Consider the following 19,417-nt stretch of genomic DNA (forward strand, 5'->3'; position numbering starts at 1 on the left):
GTCTTGCCATGATCAACGTGGCCAATCGTGCCGATGTTCACATGCGGCTTGGTGCGCTCGAATTTACCTTTTGCCATGTGATGTCTCCATTCCTGCTCGCCCGTACGGGCTCTTAATTAAGTTGCCGCAGCACCCTGCCGGGTTACGCGTATTTCTTCTGGACTTCCTGGGCGACCGCGGTCGGGACCGGCTCGTAATGGTCGAACTGCATCGTGTAGGCCGCACGGCCCTGGCTCATCGAGCGCAGATTGTCGACGTACTTGAACATGTTGGCGAGCGGCACCATCGCGTTGATGACGACTGCCACGCCGCGGGCTTCCTGGCCCTGGATCTGGCCACGACGGCCGTTGAGGTCGCCGATGACACCGCCGACATAATCTTCCGGCGTCACGACCTCGACCTTCATGATCGGCTCGAGCAGCTGCACGCCGAGCTTCGGCGAAGCTTCCATAAAGCAAGCGCGGGAAGCGATTTCGAATGCGAGCACCGAAGAGTCGACGTCGTGGAAAGCGCCGTCGATCAAGGTAGCCTTGACGCCGATCATCGGGAACCCGGCAAACGGGCCGGAACCCATCTTGCTCAGCAGGCCCTTCTCGACACCCGGGATGTATTCCTTCGGCACAGCGCCGCCGACGATCTTGGATTCGAACACGAAATCCTCGCCATCGGGGTTCGGCTCGAACACGATCTTCACGCGGGCGAACTGCCCGGTACCACCGGTCTGCTTCTTGTGCGTGTAGTCCTGCTCGTGCCTGCGGGTGATCGTCTCGCGATAAGCCACCTGCGGCGCACCAACATTGGCCTCGACCTTGAACTCGCGGCGCATGCGGTCGACGATGATGTCGAGGTGCAGCTCGCCCATGCCGGAAATGATGGTCTGGCCGCTTTCCTCGTCGGTCTTGACGCGGAAGGACGGATCCTCGGCAGCCAGGCGATGCAGCGCGAGGCCCATCTTTTCCTGGTCGTTCTTGGTCTTCGGCTCGATCGCGATCTGGATGACCGGATCGGGGAATTCCATACGCTCGAGGATGACCGGATGAAGCGGATCGCACAGCGTATCGCCGGTGGTCGTGTCCTTGAGACCTGCGAGAGCGACGATGTCGCCGGCATAGGCCTCTTCAACGTCGGCACGGGAATTCGCATGCATCTGCAGCATGCGGCCGATGCGCTCTTTCTTGCCCTTCACGGTGTTGTCGACCGAGATGCCCTTGGTGAGCTTGCCCGAATAGATACGGGCAAAGGTCAGCGAACCGACGAACGGGTCGTTCATGATCTTGAACGCCAGCATCGACAGCGGCTCGTTGTCGTCGGCATGACGCTCGATCTCGGCGTCGGTCTTGGCATCGACACCCTTGATCGCGGGCACATCGGCCGGCGACGGCAGGTATTCCACGACGGCGTCGAGCAGAGGCTGCACGCCCTTGTTCTTGAATGCCGAGCCGCAGAACATCGGGAAGAACTTGACCGCGATGGTGCCCTTGCGGATCAGCGCGCGGATCTCGTCATTCGACGGCATCTTGCCTTCGAGGTAGTTCTCAAGAGCCGTCTCGTCCATCTCGACGGCGGCCTCGATCATCTTCTCGCGGTATTCCTCGGCGCGGGCCTTGAGGTCGGCCGGGATCTCGACGACGTCCCAGGCAGCGCCCAGCGTCTCGTCGCGCCAGACCAGCGCGTTCATCTCGACCAGGTCGACGACGCCCTTGAATTCGGTCTCGGCGCCGATCGGCAGCTGCATGACGACAGCCTGCGCACCGAGGCGCGAGCCGATCATCTCGACCGAGCGGTAGAAGTCGGCGCCGGTCTTGTCCATCTTGTTGCAGAAGATCATACGCGGCACGCGGTACTTGTCGGCCTGGCGCCAGACGGTTTCCGTCTGCGGCTCCACACCGGCATTGGCGTCGAGCAGCGCGATGGCGCCGTCAAGCACGCGCAGCGAACGCTCGACCTCGATGGTGAAGTCGACGTGTCCGGGCGTGTCGATGATGTTGAAGCGGTGCATCTTGCCGTCACGGCCCTTCCAGAAGGTCGTGGTCGCGGCCGACGTGATCGTGATGCCGCGTTCCTGCTCCTGCTCCATCCAGTCCATGGTCGCGGCGCCGTCGTGCACTTCGCCGATCTTGTGCGACTTGCCCGTGTAATAGAGGACGCGCTCGGTGGTCGTCGTCTTGCCGGCGTCGATATGCGCCATGATACCGAAATTGCGGTAGTCTTCGATTTTATATTCGCGGGCCATCGTAACTGCCTCTCAGTCTCTTTCGCGCTTTACCAGCGGTAGTGCGCGAAGGCGCGGTTGGCTTCAGCCATCTTGTGGGTGTCTTCACGCTTCTTCACGGCGGTGCCGCGGTTGTTGGCCGCGTCCATCAGCTCGCCGGAGAGGCGGTCGACCATGGTGGTCTCGTTGCGGTTGCGGGCCGCGGCGATCAGCCAGCGGATGGCCAACGCCTGACGGCGCTCGGGGCGCACGTCGACCGGAACCTGGTAGGTGGCGCCGCCGACGCGACGCGAACGCACTTCCACATGCGGCGCGACATTGTCGAGCGCCTGATGGAAGACGGTGACCGGCTCCTGCTTGGTTTTCGACTGGACCTGGTCGAGCGCGCCGTAGACGATGGTCTCGGCAACCGACTTCTTGCCGTCATACATGACGGCGTTCATGAACTTGGTGACGATCAGATCGCCGAACTTGGGGTCCGGATTGATCTCACGCTTTTCTGCACTGTGACGACGGGACATGGCTTTTGTCTCTCAATCTCTCATAGCCCGGCGCAGTCAAAAAAGCGCCGAAGCCGGAAAACCTTACTTCGGACGCTTGGCACCGTATTTCGAACGGCGCTGCTTGCGGTTCTTCACACCCTGCGTGTCGAGCACTCCGCGGATGATGTGGTAACGGACACCCGGAAGGTCCTTGACGCGGCCGCCGCGGATCATGACCACGGAGTGCTCCTGAAGGTTGTGACCTTCGCCGGGGATGTAACCGATCACCTCGAAACCATTGGTCAGGCGGATCTTGGCCACCTTGCGCAGCGCCGAGTTCGGCTTCTTCGGCGTCGTTGTGTAGACGCGCGTGCAGACGCCCCGCTTCTGCGGGTTCTGCTGCATGGCCGGGACCTTGTTGCGCTTCACCGGCGCAATGCGCGGCTTGCGGATCAGCTGGTTGACGGTAGGCATTAAACCCTCTTGTCTCTCAATTCCGTGTCTCGTGCCGGTCAAGGCTCGCTCAAAGCGTCATTTCCATACGCAAATTCGGGCCACAAACCGCGCCTTGCGGTCTTGCCCGAACAAATCGCAGAGGAAGCGGATACCGCTTCGTGCACGCCGGAAATGTCTTTTCGCTCGTAAAACGAACCCTGTTTGAGGCAAACTCCAAAGCGTGTCGCTTCGGAAGGGAGAGCCTCACATCGGTTCTGACTGGGCGGCTTCTACTCGCAAGCCCGCGTACCGTCAACCCCGGAGCGGCAAATATTGCATTGAAGCCGGGGCTTGGCAGCCATGCGTAAACCGCATGTAATTTTCTTTCGTCATTTTGCAAGGGCGAGGAAGAAAGTGACCGGGTTTTGGCTGTTGCGCGGCGCGGCTTCATGCGAAAAAGCCGCATGAACAGTCAAAGCCCCTCGCCGCGAAGGAATCGGCCCGTGAACGACAACGAGGAACGCCCGGTCACCATCATCACCGGCCGGGTGTGGAAGAGAAAAGGCGGCAAGCCGGAAGGCGTGCACGTCATGCTGGTTGCGCCTGATGACGATTCGGCGGTGCGCCGTGCGCTCGAATCGCTGGCGGCGGAGGGTTACGCCGAAGCCGAGCTCGACCAGATCGGCGACATGGAGGGCGAGCCCGACGAGGAGCCGCATCTTTCGGCCTTCCAGGGCGCGCTCGAAGGCGAAGTGTCGATCGTGACCTTTGACGTGCCGATCTGAAAGCGTGCCGGCCCTTGCCGTTCGAATCGCCGCTGAAGCCTTCCAACGAGTGAAAGGCCCACGCTGCAGCTCCGGCAAAGACGGAGTTGACCTTTCGGCTTCGGCTTGTCCGGGGCAAGTGTTCTGATAAGAAGCGCTCACCATCATCCACAGACGGAGCGGCCGTGTCCCAGCCCATCAAGATAGGTATTGTCGGTGTCGGCAAGATCGTCCGCGACCAACACCTTCCGGCGCTCGCCAAGGACCGGGACTACCGGCTGATCGCCGCTGCCAGCCGGCATGGCAAGGTTGAAGACATCCATAATTTTCCCGATATCGAGACGATGCTTGGCGCCGTTCCCGAACTCGACGCCGTCTCACTCTGCATGCCGCCGCAATTCCGCTACGCTGCGGCGCGCACCGCGCTCGAGGCGAAGAAGCACGTGTTCCTGGAAAAGCCGCCCGGCGCCACGGTCAGCGAGGTCGAGGACCTGAAGGCGCTGGCGACGAAACAGGGCGTGTCGCTGTTCGCCAGTTGGCATTCGCGCTATGCGCCGGCGGTTGAAGCGGCACGGACTTTTTTGGCCGCGACGCAAATCAAATCAGCGGCAATCGTCTGGAAGGAAGACGTGCGCCGCTGGCACCCGAACCAGGACTGGATCTGGCAGCCAGGCGGCTTCGGCGTCTTCGATCCAGGCATCAACGCGCTGTCGATCGCGACCTACATCCTGCCCGCCATGTACATCACCTCGGCCGCGCTCGACTTCCCGGAGAACCGCGACGCGCCGATCGCCGCCCAGGTCGCCTTCCGCGCGGCGAACGGGTCGGCGGTGACGATGGATCTGGATTGGCTCCAGACCGGGCCGCAGAGCTGGGACATTCTCGCCGATACCGATGCCGGCAAGATGGTGCTCTCGGGCGGTGGCTCGAAACTCTCCATCGACGGCCGCGTCGTCCATGAAGAACCGGAATCGGAATATCCTGAACTCTACAGGCGTTTCGCCGAAATCGTGCGCGCCGGCACTTCCGATGTCGATCTCGCGCCCCTCCAGCATGTCGCCGACGCCTTCATGCTCGGCAAGCGCAATGTGGTCGAGGCGTTCTTCGACTGAATAGCGACTGTCGCCCGGATCGCGGATCCGGTCCGCCTATCGCAACAACTCAATCGACAATCGCTATGGCGAACCCGTCATAGCCCTTGGCGCCGACAGTCTGGATCGCGGTGCCGTCCAGGCGCTTGTCGCCGCCGATGAAGGAGAACGCCGCGCGTGCACCTTCGATGTTGGCGTCGCGACCGTCCTCGTCGAGCACCGCGCCGTCACGGATGACGTTGTCGCAGACGATGACCGTTCCCGAGCGCGAGAGCCGCATGGCCCAGGAGAGATAGTTGGGGTTGTTAGGCTTGTCGGCGTCGATGAAAACGAGGTCGAACGGCCCGGCGTTTTCGGCGCCCAGCGCAGCGAGCGACTGCAGCGCCGGCCCGACTCGCAGATCGATCCGTTCGGAAACCCCTGCCCGGTCGAAATTTGAACGCGCGACCTTGGCGTGGTGCGGATCGAGTTCGAGCGTCACGATCTTGCCGCCGGCCGGCAATCCCCGCGCCATCCAGATGGTGGAATAACCGCCCAGCGTACCAATCTCGAGCACCTTTTTCGCGCCGCGAATGCGCACCAGCAGCGAGAGCAGCTTTCCTTGCGCCGCCGAGACGTCGATCGCCGGCAAGCCACCGTCGCGGTTGGCCGCCAGGACCGCGTCGAGAACGGGATCCGCCTCGAAGAGCGAGGAAACGATGTAGTTATCGACAGCCGTCCAGGTTTTCGTGCTCATCTGCCTTCCTCGATTGTTCGTTGAAACGAAAAGGCCGCCGGGTTGCCCCGGCGGCCTTGTTGCCTGAGATCTCTTGCCGCCGCGCTTATTGCGCGGCGGTTGTCATGTCGGCCAGCATCGGCTCGGCGACTTCGACACCGGAGGCCTTGCGGCGCTCGTCGATGATCAGTTCGTCGCGCGAGGTGGCGATGCGGCGGATCTGGCTCATCGTGCCGCCGGTACCGGCCGGGATCAGCCGGCCGACGATGACGTTTTCCTTCAAGCCCTGCAGCATGTCGGTCTTGCCGGCAACCGCGGCTTCCGTCAGCACCCTGGTCGTCTCCTGGAAGGAGGCGGCCGAGATGAAGGACGGCGTCTGCAGCGAAGCCTTGGTGATGCCGAGCAGCACCGGCTGGCCTTCGGCCGGCTTCTTGCCGTCCTCGATCAGGCGCTCGTTGACCTCTTCCAGTTCGATCACGTCGACGTGGTCGCCCGGAATATAGGTCGAGTCGCCCTGCGTGGTGATCTCGACCTTCTGCAGCATCTGCCGAACGATCACCTCGATGTGCTTGTCGTTGATCGACACGCCCTGCAGACGGTAGACCTCCTGGATCTCGTTGACGAGGTAGGACGCAAGCGCCTCCACGCCCTTGATCGCCAGGATGTCGTGCGGCGCCGGATTGCCGTCGAGGATGTAGTCGCCCTTCTCGATGACGTCGCCGTCTTGGAGATGGAACGGCTTGCCCTTCGGGATCAGGTATTCGACAGGCTCAAGCGTCGAGTCATGCGGCTCGATGATGATGCGGCGCTTGTTCTTGTAGTCGCGGCCGAAGCGGATCGTACCATCGATCTCTGCGATGATGGCGTGATCCTTCGGACGACGGGCCTCGAACAGCTCGGCAACACGCGGCAGACCGCCGGTGATGTCCTTGGTCTTGGCGCTTTCCATCGGGATACGCGCCAGGACGTCGCCAGGGCGAACCTGAGCACCCGGCTCGACCGAGAGAATGGCCTCGACCGAGAGCAGGAAGCGGGCATCGCCGCCCTTCGACAGCTTGCCGACCTTGCCCTTGGCGTCCTGAACGACGATCGCCGGCTTCAGGTCGTTGCCGCGCGGCGTCGAACGCCAGTCGATGACCTCGCGCTTGGTGATGCCGGTCGACTCGTCGGCCGTTTCCTGGACGGAAATGCCGTCGACCAGATCCTCGAACGCCACCTTGCCCTCGATTTCGGTGAGGATCGGGCGGGTGTAAGGATCCCACTCGGCGATGCGCTGGCCGCGCTTCACCTTGTCGCCATCATCCACGAAGATGCGCGAACCATAGGTGACGCGGTGCGTGGCGCGCTCCTTGCCGGCTTCGTCGAGGATCAGCACCGCCATGTTGCGGCCCATGACCATCTGCTGGCCGTCCGAGTTGCGCACCACGTTACGGTTGCGGATCTCGACCTTGCCCTCATAGGAGGCTTCAAGGAACGAGCTATCCACCACCTGCGCCGTACCGCCCATGTGGAAGGTACGCATGGTGAGCTGGGTGCCCGGCTCACCGATCGACTGCGCCGCGATGACGCCGACGGCCTCGCCCTGGTTGACCGGGGTGCCCCGGGCCAGATCGCGTCCGTAGCAGACCGCGCAGACGCCGACCCTGACTTCGCAAGTCAGCGCCGAGCGGATGCGGACCGACTGCACGCCGGCCTTCTCGATCTGCTCCACGTCGCGCTCGTCCATCAGCGTTCCGGCCTTGACCAGCAATTCGCCGGTCACCGGATGGTTGATGTCGTCGAGCGCGGTGCGACCCAGCACGCGCTGGCCGACCGAAGCGACGACCTGACCGGCATCGACGATCGGCTGCATGGTGAGGCCCTTGTCGGTGCCGCAATCCACGGAGTTGACGATGCAGTCCTGCGCCACGTCGACCAGACGACGGGTGAGGTAGCCCGAGTTCGCCGTCTTCAATGCGGTGTCTGCCAGGCCCTTGCGGGCGCCGTGGGTCGAGTTGAAGTACTCGAGCACGGTCAGGCCTTCCTTGAAGTTCGAGATGATCGGCGTCTCGATGATTTCACCCGACGGCTTGGCCATCAGGCCGCGCATGCCGGCGAGCTGGCGCATCTGGGTGGGCGAGCCGCGCGCACCGGAGTGCGACATCATGTAGATCGAGTTCATCGGCTTCTGACGACCATTGTCCTCGAACTCGACCGCCTTGATGCGGGCCATCATTTCGTCGGCGACCTTTTCCGAGCACTTGGCCCAGGCGTCGACGACCTTGTTGTACTTCTCGCCCTGCGTGATCAGGCCGTCATTGTACTGCTGCTCGTATTCCTTGGCCAAGGCCTCGGTGTCCGACACCAGCTTGATCTTGGTATCCGGGATCAGCATGTCGTCCTTGCCGAACGAAATGCCGGCGCGGCAGGCATGGGCGAAACCGAGCGCCATGATGCGATCGCAGAAAATGACCGTCTCCTTCTGACCGCAATGGCGGTAGACGGTGTCGATCATCTTGGAGATGTTCTTCTTGGTCATCTCCTGGTTGGCGGTCTCGTAAGGCACGTTGACGTTCTTCGGCAGAAGCTCGCCGATGATCATGCGGCCAGGCGTGGTGTCGTAGATCTTCGACACGACCTTGCCCTCGGCGTCGACCGAGCGGAAGCGGCCCTTGATCTTGGCGTGCAGGGTCACCGCCTTGGTCTCGAGCGCGTGCTGGAGTTCGCCCATGTCGGCAAACACCATGCCCTCGCCCGGCTCGTTCTGGTTGACGATCGAGAGGTAGTAGAGACCCAGAACCATGTCCTGCGACGGCACGATGATCGGCGCGCCGGAAGCCGGGTGCAGGATGTTGTTGGTTGACATCATCAGCACGCGGGCTTCCAACTGCGCTTCCAGCGACAGCGGCACGTGGACCGCCATCTGGTCGCCGTCGAAGTCGGCGTTGAAGGCCGTGCAGACCAGCGGATGCAGCTGGATCGCCTTGCCTTCGATCAGGATCGGCTCGAACGCCTGGATGCCGAGGCGGTGCAGCGTCGGCGCGCGGTTCAAGAGCACCGGATGCTCGCGGATGACCTCGTCGAGGATATCCCAGACTTCCGGACGCTCCTTCTCGACCAGCTTCTTGGCCTGCTTGACGGTCGAGGAGTAACCCTTGGCGTCGAGGCGGGCGTAGATGAAGGGCTTGAACAGTTCGAGCGCCATCTTCTTGGGCAGGCCGCACTGGTGCAGCTTGAGCTCCGGACCGGTGACGATGACCGAACGGCCGGAATAGTCGACGCGCTTGCCGAGCAGGTTCTGGCGGAACCGGCCCTGCTTGCCCTTGAGCATATCCGACAGCGACTTCAGCGGACGCTTGTTGGCGCCGGTGATGACACGGCCACGGCGGCCGTTGTCGAACAGCGCGTCGACGGCTTCCTGCAGCATGCGCTTTTCATTGCGCACGATGATGCCGGGGGCACGCAACTCGATCAGCCGCTTCAGACGGTTGTTGCGGTTGATGACGCGTCGATAGAGATCGTTGAGGTCCGACGTCGCGAAACGTCCGCCGTCCAGCGGGACGAGCGGGCGCAGGTCCGGCGGAATCACCGGAACCACCTTCATGATCATCCATTCCGGACGGTTGCCGGACTCCATGAAGTTCTCGACGACCTTGAGCCGCTTCAGATACTTCTTCTGCTTCAGCTCGGACGTGGTCGAAGCCAGCTCCGAACGCAGGTCGCCGGCGATCTTCTCCAGGTCCATGCCGGCCAGAAGGTCATGAATGGCCTCGGCGCCGATCATGGCGGTGAAGCTATCCTCGCCATATTCGTCGACGGCGATCATGTACTCTTCCTCGCTGAGCAGCTGGTGCTCCTTCAGCGCGGTGAGGCCGGGTTCGGTGACGATGTAGTTCTCGAAGTAGAGGACGCGCTCGATGTCCTTCAGGGTCATGTCGAGCAGCGTGCCGATGCGCGAGGGCAGCGACTTCAGGAACCAGATATGGGCGACGGGTGCCGCCAGCTCGATATGGCCCATGCGCTCGCGGCGAACGCGCGACAGCGTGACTTCGACACCGCACTTTTCGCAGATGACGCCCTTGTACTTCATGCGCTTGTACTTGCCGCACAGGCACTCGTAGTCCTTGATCGGGCCAAAAATGCGCGCGCAGAACAGACCGTCACGCTCCGGCTTGAAGGTGCGGTAGTTGATGGTCTCCGGCTTCTTGATCTCGCCGAACGACCAGGACAGAATCTTCTCAGGGCTGGCGAGCGATATCCGGATGGAATCGAACACCTGCGCCGGCGCCTGGGGATTGAAGAGATTCATGACCTCTTGGTTCATGCCGTTCTCCTTTCGGGGTCCTCGAAAACCCCTTGCATCTGATGCGGGGCAAATGCCCGCTGAGTGGTCGGCCCACCGGCCGAAGAATTTGGTGCACCCGGTCGCGGGAGAGGCTCCCGCGACCGGGTGTCTTGTTTATTCCGCTGCGTCGGGCAGCCGAACCGGGGCTTCGTCGAGCTTGGTGTTCTCCAATTCGACGTTGAGGCCGAGCGACCGCATCTCCTTGACGAGAACGTTGAAGCTCTCGGGAATGCCGGCCTCGAAGGTGTCGTCACCGCGGACGATCGCCTCGTAGACCTTGGTGCGGCCAGCGACGTCGTCCGACTTCACCGTCAGCATTTCCTGCAGCGTATAAGCGGCGCCGTAGGCTTCCAGCGCCCAGACCTCCATTTCGCCGAAGCGCTGGCCGCCGAACTGCGCCTTGCCGCCCAGCGGCTGCTGGGTGACGAGCGAGTACGGACCTATCGAACGCGCGTGGATCTTGTCATCCACGAGGTGGTGAAGCTTGAGCATGTAGATGTAGCCCATCGTCACCTTGCGATCGAACGGCTCGCCGGTGCGTCCGTCATAGAGCTGCGACTGACCGCTGGTGTGCAGGCCCGCCTGCTCCAGCATGACGTTGATGTCGGCCTCGTGCGCGCCGTCGAACACCGGGGTCGCGATCGAGACGCCGCGGCGCATCTGCTCGCTCAGGCGAACGATGCTCTCGTCGTCATACTCGCGGACCGGCTCATTGCGGTCGTTGGCGGGCATGAAGCTCTCCAGCGTCTTGCGCAGCGGCTTGATGTCGCCGGCAGACTTGTAGGCGTCGATCATCTCGCCGATCTTCCTGCCCATTCCGGCGCAAGCCCAGCCCAGATGCGTTTCCAGGATCTGGCCGACATTCATGCGGCTCGGCACACCCAGCGGGTTGAGCACGATATCGGCATGCGTGCCGTCCTCGAGGAAAGGCATGTCCTCGACCGGAACGATGCGCGACACGACACCCTTGTTGCCGTGACGGCCGGCCATCTTGTCACCCGGCTGCATCTTGCGCTTCACCGCCACGAAGACCTTGACCATCTTCATGACGCCCGGAGGCATTTCGTCGCCGCGCTGCACCTTCTCGACCTTGTCCATGAAGCGCTGTTCGAGTGCCTTCTTGGAATCGTCGTACTGGCCGCGCAGGGCTTCCAGTTCGCTCTGGAGCTTTTCGTTCTCCACGGCGAACTGCCACCACTGCGAACGCGGATACTCGTCGAGCGTGTCCTTCGACAGCGTCGAGCCCTTCTTGAAGCCCTTCGGTCCGGCGATCGCTTCCTTGCCGACGAGCACGTCGGAAAGGCGCGCGTAGACGTTGCGATCCAGGATCGCCTGCTCGTCGTCACGGTCCTTGGCGAGGCGTTCGATCTCCTCGCGCTCGATCGCCATGGCGCGCTCGTCCTTCTCCACACCGTGGCGATTGAACACGCGCACCTCGACGACGGTGCCGAAGGTGCCCGGAGGCATGCGCATCGAGGTGTCGCGCACATCGGATGCCTTTTCGCCGAAGATGGCGCGCAGAAGCTTTTCTTCCGGCGTCATCGGGCTTTCGCCCTTCGGCGTGATCTTGCCGACCAGGATATCGCCCGGCTGAACTTCGGCACCGATATAGACGATGCCGGCTTCATCGAGGTTCTTCAGCGCTTCTTCCGAGACGTTCGGAATGTCGCGCGTGATTTCCTCCGGTCCGAGCTTGGTGTCGCGCGCCATGACCTCGAACTCCTCGATGTGGATCGAGGTGAAGACGTCGTCGGCGACGATGCGCTCGGACAGGAGGATCGAGTCCTCGTAGTTGTAGCCGTTCCACGGCATGAACGCGACCAGCACGTTGCGGCCGAGAGCCAGATCGCCGAGCTCGGTCGAAGGACCGTCCGCGATGATGTCGCCCTTGTTGACCCGGTCGCCCATGCGCACCAGCGGACGCTGGTTGATACAGGTGTTCTGGTTCGAACGCTGGAACTTCATCAGCCGGTAGATGTCGACGCCGGACTTGCCCGGATCGAGGTCTTCCGTGGCGCGGATGACGATACGCGTCGCGTCCACCTGGTCGACGATGCCGCCGCGGCGGGCGCCGATGGCGGCGCCCGAATCACGGGCGACGATCGGCTCCATGCCGGTGCCGACGAACGGCGCTTCGGCGCGCACCAGCGGCACGGCCTGGCGCTGCATGTTCGAGCCCATCAGCGCGCGGTTGGCGTCGTCGTTCTCAAGGAACGGGATCAGGGCCGCGGCCACCGACACCATCTGCTTGGGCGAAACGTCCATCAGGTCGACGTTTTCGCGCGGCGCCATCATCACTTCGCCGGCACTGCGGCAAATGACGAATTCGTCGACAAAGCGACCATCCTTGTCGAGCTCGGCATTGGCCTGCGCGACATGGTGCTTGGCCTCTTCCATCGCCGACAGATAGACGACGTCATTGGTCAGCTTGCCGTCGACGATCTTGCGGTACGGGCTCTCGATGAAGCCGTACTTGTTGACGCGCGCGAAGGTGGCGAGCGAGTTGATCAGGCCGATATTCGGGCCTTCCGGCGTCTCGATCGGGCAGATGCGGCCGTAATGCGTCGGGTGCACGTCGCGCACCTCGAAGCCGGCGCGCTCGCGGGTCAGACCACCCGGTCCAAGCGCGGAGAGACGGCGCTTGTGGGTGATCTCCGACAGCGGATTGGTCTGGTCCATGAACTGCGACAGCTGCGAGGAACCGAAGAACTCGCGCACGGCGGCAGCCGCCGGCTTGGCGTTGATCAGGTCCTGCGGCATGACCGTGTCGATCTCGATCGAGGACATACGCTCCTTGATCGCGCGCTCCATGCGCAGCAGGCCGACGCGGTACTGGTTTTCCATCAGCTCGCCGACCGAACGCACGCGGCGGTTGCCGAGATTGTCGATGTCGTCGATCTCGCCCTTGCCGTCACGCAGTTCGACCAGCGTCTTGACCACGGCCAGGATGTCGTCCTTGCGCAATACACGCACGGTGTCCTCGGCCTTGAGTTCGAGGCGCATGTTCATCTTGACGCGGCCAACGGCGGACAGGTCGTAGCGCTCGCTGTCGAAGAACAGCGAGTTGAACATGGCTTCAGCGGTTTCGAGCGTCGGCGGCTCGCCGGGGCGCATGACACGATAGATGTCGAACAGCGCGTCCTGGCGGCTCTCGTTCTTGTCGACGGCGAGCGTGTTGCGGATGTAGGCGCCGACATTGACGTGATCGATGTCGAGTATCTGGATCTCGTCCTCGCCGGTGCCAAGCAGCACCTTCAGCGTCTTGTCATCGATCTCGTCGCCGGCCTCGAGGAAGATCTCGCCGGTGGCGTAATTGACGATGTCCTCGGCGAGATAGTTGCCGAGCAGGTCCTCGTCGGTCGCCTTGATCGCCTTCAGGCCCTTTTCGCCGAGCTGGCGGGCCTGGCGGGCGGTGATCTTCTTGCCGGCCTCGACAACGACCTCACCCGTGTCGGCGTCGACCAGGTCGCCGACGGCCTTCAGGCCGCGGAAACGATCCACGTTGAACGGAATGCGCCAGTGATCGCCGGCGCGCTTGTAGGTGATCTTGTTGTAGAAGGTCGACAGGATCTCTTCGCCGTCCATGCCGAGCGCCATCAGCAGCGACGTCACCGGAATCTTGCGGCGACGGTCGATGCGGGCGTGCACGACGTCCTTGGAATCGAACTCGATGTCGAGCCACGAACCGCGATAGGGGATGACGCGCGCGGCAAACAGGAGCTTGCCCGACGAGTGCGACTTGCCCTTGTCGTGGTCGAAGAAGACGCCCGGCGAGCGGTGCATCTGCGAGACGATGACGCGCTCGGTGCCGTTGACGATGAAGGTGCCGTTCGAGGTCATGAGCGGCATGTCGCCCATGTAGACGTCCTGCTCCTTGATGTCCTTGATCGACTTCGCGCCGGTATCCTCGTCGATATCGAACACGATCAAGCGCAGCGTCACCTTCAGCGGTGCGGCATAGGTGAGGTCGCGCTGACGGCATTCGTCAACGTCGAATTTCGGTCCTTCGAACTCGTACTTCACGAACTCCAGCATCGAGGAGCCGGAAAAATCGGAGATCGGGAAGACCGACTTGAAAACAGCCTGCAGTCCCTCGTCCGGACGTCCGCCCTTAGGCTCGTCCACCATCAGGAACTGGTCATAGGACGCCTTCTGAACCTCGATGAGGTTCGGCATCTCCGCAACTTCCGGGATCTTTCCGAAGAACTTGCGTACGCGTCTGCGGCCATTGAAAGTCTGGGTCTGGGCCATCGTCGCTCCTTAGCTCTAAACTCGGGGCGAGCCTCGCCGCGGCTCGCCTTGCATCCGAACCGCCTGGGCAGCGGCTCTCTGTCTGTTCTCCGGCCCCATTACCAAACTACTTGGCGGGCGGCCGGCTAAAACGGGAGAAAACCCGTTTCCTGAGAGCCGGTTTTCGGCCCTCAGGAAAGAGGTTTTCGTGCATCTCGCGCTACGCAGCCTCCCCAGGTCGCCCGAGGGAGTGGCGGACGGCGCGAGGCCGTCCGCCGATTGTTACGCTTACTTCAGCTCGACCTTGGCGCCGGCTGCTTCCAGCTGGGCCTTGAACTTGTCGGCGTCGGCCTTGGAAACGGCTTCCTTGACCGGCTTCGGAGCCGCTTCGACCAGGTCCTTGGCTTCCTTGAGGCCAAGGCCGGTGATGGCGCGGACTTCCTTGATGACGTTGATCTTCTGGGCGCCGGCGTCGGTGAGGACGACGTCGAATTCCGTCTTTTCCTCGACCGGAGCAGCGGCAGCGGCAGCACCGCCGGCAGCGGCAACAGCCACCGGAGCAGCAGCCGAAACGCCCCACTTTTCTTCCAGAAGCTTCGACAGCTCAGCCGCCTCGAGGACGGTCAGCTTCGAAAGGTCGTCTACGATCTTTGCGAGATCAGCCATTGTTGTATTCCTTCATAAGGTTCGAACGTGTGTTTGTGATAGCGAGGAACGGCCTCATGCCGCCTCGTCCTTCCGGGCGTAAGCGCCGATGACACGCGCGACCGAAGCCGCGGGCGCATTGACGATCTGGGCGATCCGGGTTGCCGGCGTGGCGATCATGCCAACCAGCCTGGCGCGCAGCTCGTCGAGCGACGGGAGTGTGGCGAGTGCCTTCACACCGTCGGCGTTGAGCGAGGTGGTGCCCATTGCGCCGCCGAGAATGACCAGCTTGTCATTCCCCTTGGCGAAATCGGACGCGACCTTCGGCGCCGCAATCGGATCCTCCGAATAGGCGACCAGCGTCTGTCCCTTGAACAGATCGATGATCGATGCGGAGTCCGTGCCCTGAAGAGCGATTTTGGCGAGACGGTTCTTCGCGACTTTAACGGTGCCACCGGCAGCGCGCATTTTCGACCGGAGGTCGTTCATTTGCGCGACGGTGATACCGGCATAGTGGGCCACGACCACTGAACCCGCGTTCGAGAACGCATCGTTCAGGCCCGTGACGAGTTCGCGTTTTTCCGCTCTGTCCACTGCCTATCTCCAGTTGACCCCCACCCTGCTAACGGGAACATTCCCATTCACGAGGACAGGCGTCGGGTTGCCTTTTGCCGGCCGGGCCATCCAGTAACGGATCTCCCGAACAGCGCTCGAGGATCCTGCCCCCTTTCGCCACATCGCCGGCAAGCCGGACGATGCGCAGACAAAAGGCAAACACGGTTCGAACCTTTCATTGGAGCGCTTGCTCCGTTGTCAGGTCTTCACCCGTCTCATGCAGGCCCACATGAATTAAGGCCCCCCTTTTCAATCAAGGCCGGGCCGCCTGCAATCTCGGACAGGATGTCCGGAAACCTTTCGGCTCCCGGTACCGGGCCCAGAACGATCCAGGCCCGGAATTCACTTACGGATCGGCCCGTTCAGCGGCCGATCCAAACGGTTAATCAGGACGCCGCGAGCGTCGAGACGTCGAGCTTGAGGCCCGGGCCCATCGTCGAGGTGACGGACACCTTCTTGACGTAGTTGCCCTTGGCGCCAGCCGGCTTTGCCTTGGTCACCGCATCGGCGAAGGCGCGGACGTTTTCTTCCAGCGCCTTGACGTCGAACGAGACCTTGCCGACGCCGGCGTGAACGATGCCGGCCTTCTCGACGCGGAACTCCACAGCGCCGCCCTTCGATGCCTTGACGGCGGCCGCGACGTCGGTGGTGACGGTACCGACCTTCGGGTTCGGCATCATGCCGCGCGGGCCGAGCACTTTGCCCAGACGGCCGACGAGCGGCATCATGTCCGGCGTGGCGATGCAGCGATCGAAATCGATCGTGCCCTTCTGGACGATGTCGACCAGGTCCTCCGCGCCGACGATGTCGGCGCCGGCGGCCTTGGCTTCCTCGGCCTTGTCGCCACGGGCGAACACGGCGACGCGGACCGAGCGGCCGGTGCCGTTCGGCAGGTTGACCACGCCGCGGACCATCTGGTCGGCATGGCGAGGATCAACGCCGAGATTCATCGCGACTTCGATCGTCTCGTCAAACTTAACCGTCGAGCGATCCTTGAGCAGCTTCAGCGCGTCACCCAAGGTATAAGCCTTGTTGGGATCGATGCCTTCGCGGGTCTTCGATACACGCTTTGCAATCTTTGCCATGATCTCAGCCCACCACTTCCAGACCCATCGAGCGGGCGGAGCCCTCGACCATGCGCATGGCCGCCTCGACGTCGTTTGCGTTCAGATCCTTCATCTTCTGCTCGGCGATGGCGCGGACCTTGTCGCGGCCGATCGTGCCGGCCTTGACCTTGCCCGGCTCCTTGGAGCCCGACTTCAGGTTAGCGGCCTTCTTCAGGAAGTAGCTCACCGGCGGCGTCTTCATGACGAAGGTGAACGACTTGTCCTGATAGTAGGTGATGACGACCGGAATCGGCGATCCCTTTTCCATTTCCTGGGTCTGCGCGTTGAACGCCTTGCAGAACTCCATGATGTTGATGCCGCGCTGACCAAGCGCCGGGCCGATCGGGGGCGACGGCGTAGCCGAGCCCGCGGCAACCTGGAGCTTGAGCTGGCCTGCAATTTTCTTAGCCATCTCTATTCCTGCCTTTGTCTATGCCGGCCCCTCGATCTGGGAAAACACCGGCTGTTGCAGTCTGGTGGTGCGGTTCCTGCGGCCGGCTAAAGCCGCATTCGCCTCCCACCGTTCTCAGGCCGCGCGTTGCCGCGCCGCCTCCCCTGACCACCGGAACGGCGCCAGGGATTTCGGATCAGCCTTTTTCGACTTGTCCGAATTCCAGATCGACAGGCACGGCGCGCCCGAAGATCGAAACTTCCACCTTGAGCCGCGCCCGCTCCTCGTCCACTTCCTGGACGAAGCCGTTGAAGGACGCGAAGGGGCCATCCGAGACGCGGATCGCCTCGCCGATCTCGAAAGTAACCGAGGGCTTCGGGCGCTCGACGCCTTCCTGCACCTGGTTCAGGATGCGCTGCGCCTCGGCCTCGGTGATCGGCACCGGCTTGGAGTCGCCCAAAAACCCGGTGACCTTCGGCGTGTTCTTGACCAGCGAGAACACGGCGTCGGTCAAGTTGGCCTTCAGGAGCACATAGCCCGGAAAGAACTTGCGCTCGGCGTCGACCTTGCGGCCGCGACGAACCTCGACGACCTTCTCGGTCGGCACGACGATCTGCTCGATATCGGCGGACAGGCCCTTCTGCTTGGCCTTGTTCTCGATGTCCTCGGCGACCTTCTTCTCAAAGTTCGAATAGGCGTGGACGATGTACCAGCGCGTAGTCATTTCACGACTTCTCCGTAATCGCCGGACTTAGCGTCCAATGCCCAGAATCTGTTCGACCGCGAGGCCCATGAGCTGATCGGCGGTGAAGAAAAAGATCATCGCGATCACAGCGAAAGCCAGAACCATCACCGTCGAGATCATCGTTTCGCGTCGCGACGGCCAAGTCACCTTGGCGGTCTCCGCGCGAACCTGCTGGAGAAAGACGAAAGGATTTGTGGTTTTCGAAGCCATATGCCGCTCTGTCTTCAAGACCCGTTGGCCGGGTCTCCTGGATGATCCCGCTGGCCGGGACGTGCCGCCTGGGTCCACTTTCGCGCCGAATCAGCGCAATCATTTCGCCCATGCAAATCAGACGCGTAAAGCCGGCTTCCCAGCTCCACGCGTCGCGTGTCTGTTTCGTCTACATAAAACCGATTCTTGATCCACGCAAGTGGCAAGTGTCCGCTTTATGACCAAACACCGCCTCGGAACCATCCAGTCGTTCCGTCCCGGCTATGGCGCCCTTATGCCTCAATCAGCTTAATATGGCAAGCCGGTCGTCGATTTTCAAAGGGCGGCCCGCAGAAATATCGTTTCTGACGGCCATTTAGGAAATGGCTGAGTTTTTGTTTGACGTGCCATTTCTTGAAATGGCACGGGCAGCAGGGCTCGAACCTACGACCTGCGGTTTTGGAGACCGCCGCTCTACCAACTGAGCTATGCCCGTACACGTGCGCCTCGGCGCAGCAGGGGCTTCCTAAAAGCTTCCGCGCGCTCTGTAAAGAGCGGTTTGCAAGCAAACGCGCCTTCATCCCCTTTACCGGAAATCGGGATGGCCGACGGCCACCCCACCGTCATCGATCTCCGGTTTCACGCTTGAGTGCGTCGGCATGCCATTCGCGGAGATCTTGCCTGCCGGCCCGTGTATCCGTTGGACGCTATTTGGTGTCCGGGACCCGGTAAGGCCCGCCGGGCACGCCCCAGCCCCAGGCCGGCATCGGCTCGGTCTCCGGGTCGCACGTTTCGCCGAGATTGGAATTCATCCTGGCGAGCCGCGATCCCCACTCGACATAGCCCATGAAGGCGGAACGGAACTCCGGATCGTCAGGCAGCCCGACGGCATCCGCGGCATCGGCCAGCAGGTTGATCCAGCGGCGGCGCTGCTCCTCCGTCAAATGCTTGCCCAGGTGATGCATCACCATCTCGCGGTGGCCGCCGAATTTTTCGCTGTAGGTTTTCGGCCCGCCGAAAACCTCGCCGATAAAGGCCGCGACATGGGCGGGATGGTCGGGCGACATATGCTTGAACACCGGCCCGACGACCGGATCCTGCGCCACCTTGTCATAGAAGGTCTGCGTCAGCCGGTTGAGCGCTTCGCTGCCGCCGGCCCATTCGTACAGTGTCGGAACATCCTGGCTCATACTTGACCTCCGCCCAGCGCCGCCTGCAGCGACGATAGCGGAAAAATCGAGCAAGCCTCAACCTGCCTCGATGGCCAGTTCGATGAACGCGGCTACCGTTCGACCGCGTGTCGGCCCCGGCATGCCAACGGCTGACCTTCGGTCGCCGACAAAAAGGGCGGCCCGAGGACCGCCCTTCCTTCTCGATCCGGCTGATGCCGGTGTCGATTACTCTTTGATGGTGACGACGATGCCGGCACCGACGGTGCGGCCGCCTTCACGGATGGCGAAGCGCAGCTTCTCT

The 19,417-nt window shown here is 62.5% G+C and carries 15 protein-coding genes, 1 tRNA gene and 2 pseudogenes; 2 read left to right on the forward strand and 16 right to left on the reverse strand.

Annotation, left to right across the window (positions count from 1 at the left end):
- From FJ443_RS30855 to rpsL, 4 genes and pseudogenes are all read right to left on the reverse strand, one after another.
- Positions 1 to 77: pseudogene (locus tag FJ443_RS30855) on the reverse strand (elongation factor Tu); the annotation flags it as partial.
- Positions 78 to 142: 65 nt separating this feature from the next.
- Complete coding sequence (fusA, locus tag FJ443_RS30860; protein ID WP_140501638.1) at positions 143 to 2,233, reverse strand: elongation factor G; 2,091 nt, start codon at positions 2,231 to 2,233, stop codon at positions 143 to 145.
- 29 nt (positions 2,234 to 2,262) lie between these two features.
- The gene (gene rpsG, locus FJ443_RS30865) at positions 2,263 to 2,733 is read right to left on the reverse strand and encodes a 30S ribosomal protein S7 (RefSeq protein WP_008875664.1); all 471 of its coding nucleotides are present in this window, start codon (positions 2,731 to 2,733) and stop codon (positions 2,263 to 2,265) included.
- Positions 2,734 to 2,796: 63 nt separating this feature from the next.
- Positions 2,797 to 3,168 (reverse strand): 30S ribosomal protein S12, encoded by a 372-nt coding sequence (gene rpsL, locus FJ443_RS30870; RefSeq protein ID WP_006333356.1) that lies wholly within the window; start codon positions 3,166 to 3,168, stop codon positions 2,797 to 2,799.
- A gap of 464 nt (positions 3,169 to 3,632) precedes the next feature.
- Here rpsL and FJ443_RS30875 point away from each other — a divergent pair, with 464 nt between their 5' ends.
- Both FJ443_RS30875 and FJ443_RS30880 read left to right on the forward strand, forming a co-directional pair.
- Complete coding sequence (locus tag FJ443_RS30875; RefSeq protein ID WP_140501636.1) at positions 3,633 to 3,914, forward strand: transcriptional regulator; 282 nt, start codon at positions 3,633 to 3,635, stop codon at positions 3,912 to 3,914.
- 164 nt (positions 3,915 to 4,078) lie between these two features.
- Positions 4,079 to 5,005 (forward strand): Gfo/Idh/MocA family oxidoreductase, encoded by a 927-nt coding sequence (locus tag FJ443_RS30880; protein WP_140561042.1) that lies wholly within the window; start codon positions 4,079 to 4,081, stop codon positions 5,003 to 5,005.
- A gap of 49 nt (positions 5,006 to 5,054) precedes the next feature.
- On the opposite strand, the gene FJ443_RS30885 is transcribed toward FJ443_RS30880, so the two are convergent.
- The 12 genes and pseudogenes from FJ443_RS30885 to FJ443_RS30940 all read right to left on the reverse strand — a co-directional run.
- Positions 5,055 to 5,720 carry an O-methyltransferase gene (locus FJ443_RS30885; RefSeq protein WP_140515455.1) on the reverse strand — a complete coding sequence of 222 codons (666 nt, stop codon included), beginning with the start codon at positions 5,718 to 5,720 and terminating at the stop codon, positions 5,055 to 5,057.
- 85 nt (positions 5,721 to 5,805) lie between these two features.
- Positions 5,806 to 10,002, reverse strand: a complete 4,197-nt coding sequence (rpoC, locus tag FJ443_RS30890; RefSeq protein WP_140501630.1) for a DNA-directed RNA polymerase subunit beta' — start codon at positions 10,000 to 10,002, stop codon at positions 5,806 to 5,808.
- Positions 10,003 to 10,137: 135 nt separating this feature from the next.
- Positions 10,138 to 14,274 (reverse strand): DNA-directed RNA polymerase subunit beta, encoded by a 4,137-nt coding sequence (rpoB, locus tag FJ443_RS30895; RefSeq protein WP_140501628.1) that lies wholly within the window; start codon positions 14,272 to 14,274, stop codon positions 10,138 to 10,140.
- A 267-nt stretch (positions 14,275 to 14,541) separates the two neighbouring features.
- On the reverse strand, positions 14,542 to 14,919 hold the full coding sequence (gene rplL, locus FJ443_RS30900) for a 50S ribosomal protein L7/L12 (protein WP_027146630.1): 378 nt from the start codon (positions 14,917 to 14,919) through the stop codon (positions 14,542 to 14,544).
- A 54-nt stretch (positions 14,920 to 14,973) separates the two neighbouring features.
- On the reverse strand, positions 14,974 to 15,492 hold the full coding sequence (rplJ, locus tag FJ443_RS30905; protein WP_140515456.1) for a 50S ribosomal protein L10: 519 nt from the start codon (positions 15,490 to 15,492) through the stop codon (positions 14,974 to 14,976).
- Between the two features lie 407 nt (positions 15,493 to 15,899).
- Entirely contained in the window at positions 15,900 to 16,598 is a 699-nt protein-coding gene (gene rplA, locus FJ443_RS30910; RefSeq protein WP_140501624.1) for a 50S ribosomal protein L1, read from the reverse strand.
- A 4-nt stretch (positions 16,599 to 16,602) separates the two neighbouring features.
- Positions 16,603 to 17,031: a 50S ribosomal protein L11 gene (rplK, locus tag FJ443_RS30915; protein WP_140501622.1), complete on the reverse strand. Its 429-nt coding sequence runs from the start codon at positions 17,029 to 17,031 to the stop codon at positions 16,603 to 16,605.
- Between the two features lie 175 nt (positions 17,032 to 17,206).
- Positions 17,207 to 17,734, reverse strand: a complete 528-nt coding sequence (nusG, locus tag FJ443_RS30920; protein ID WP_140501620.1) for a transcription termination/antitermination protein NusG — start codon at positions 17,732 to 17,734, stop codon at positions 17,207 to 17,209.
- Positions 17,735 to 17,761: 27 nt separating this feature from the next.
- The gene (secE, locus tag FJ443_RS30925) at positions 17,762 to 17,965 is read right to left on the reverse strand and encodes a preprotein translocase subunit SecE (protein ID WP_013531408.1); all 204 of its coding nucleotides are present in this window, start codon (positions 17,963 to 17,965) and stop codon (positions 17,762 to 17,764) included.
- Positions 17,966 to 18,364: 399 nt separating this feature from the next.
- Positions 18,365 to 18,440: transfer RNA gene (locus FJ443_RS30930), tRNA-Trp, on the reverse strand.
- Positions 18,441 to 18,651: 211 nt separating this feature from the next.
- Positions 18,652 to 19,134, reverse strand: a complete 483-nt coding sequence (locus FJ443_RS30935; RefSeq protein WP_140564602.1) for a group II truncated hemoglobin — start codon at positions 19,132 to 19,134, stop codon at positions 18,652 to 18,654.
- 207 nt (positions 19,135 to 19,341) lie between these two features.
- Positions 19,342 to 19,417: pseudogene (locus FJ443_RS30940) on the reverse strand (elongation factor Tu); the annotation flags it as partial.

This window comes from Mesorhizobium sp. B2-6-1, assembly GCF_006440475.1.
Classification (GTDB): Bacteria; Pseudomonadota; Alphaproteobacteria; order Rhizobiales; family Rhizobiaceae; genus Mesorhizobium.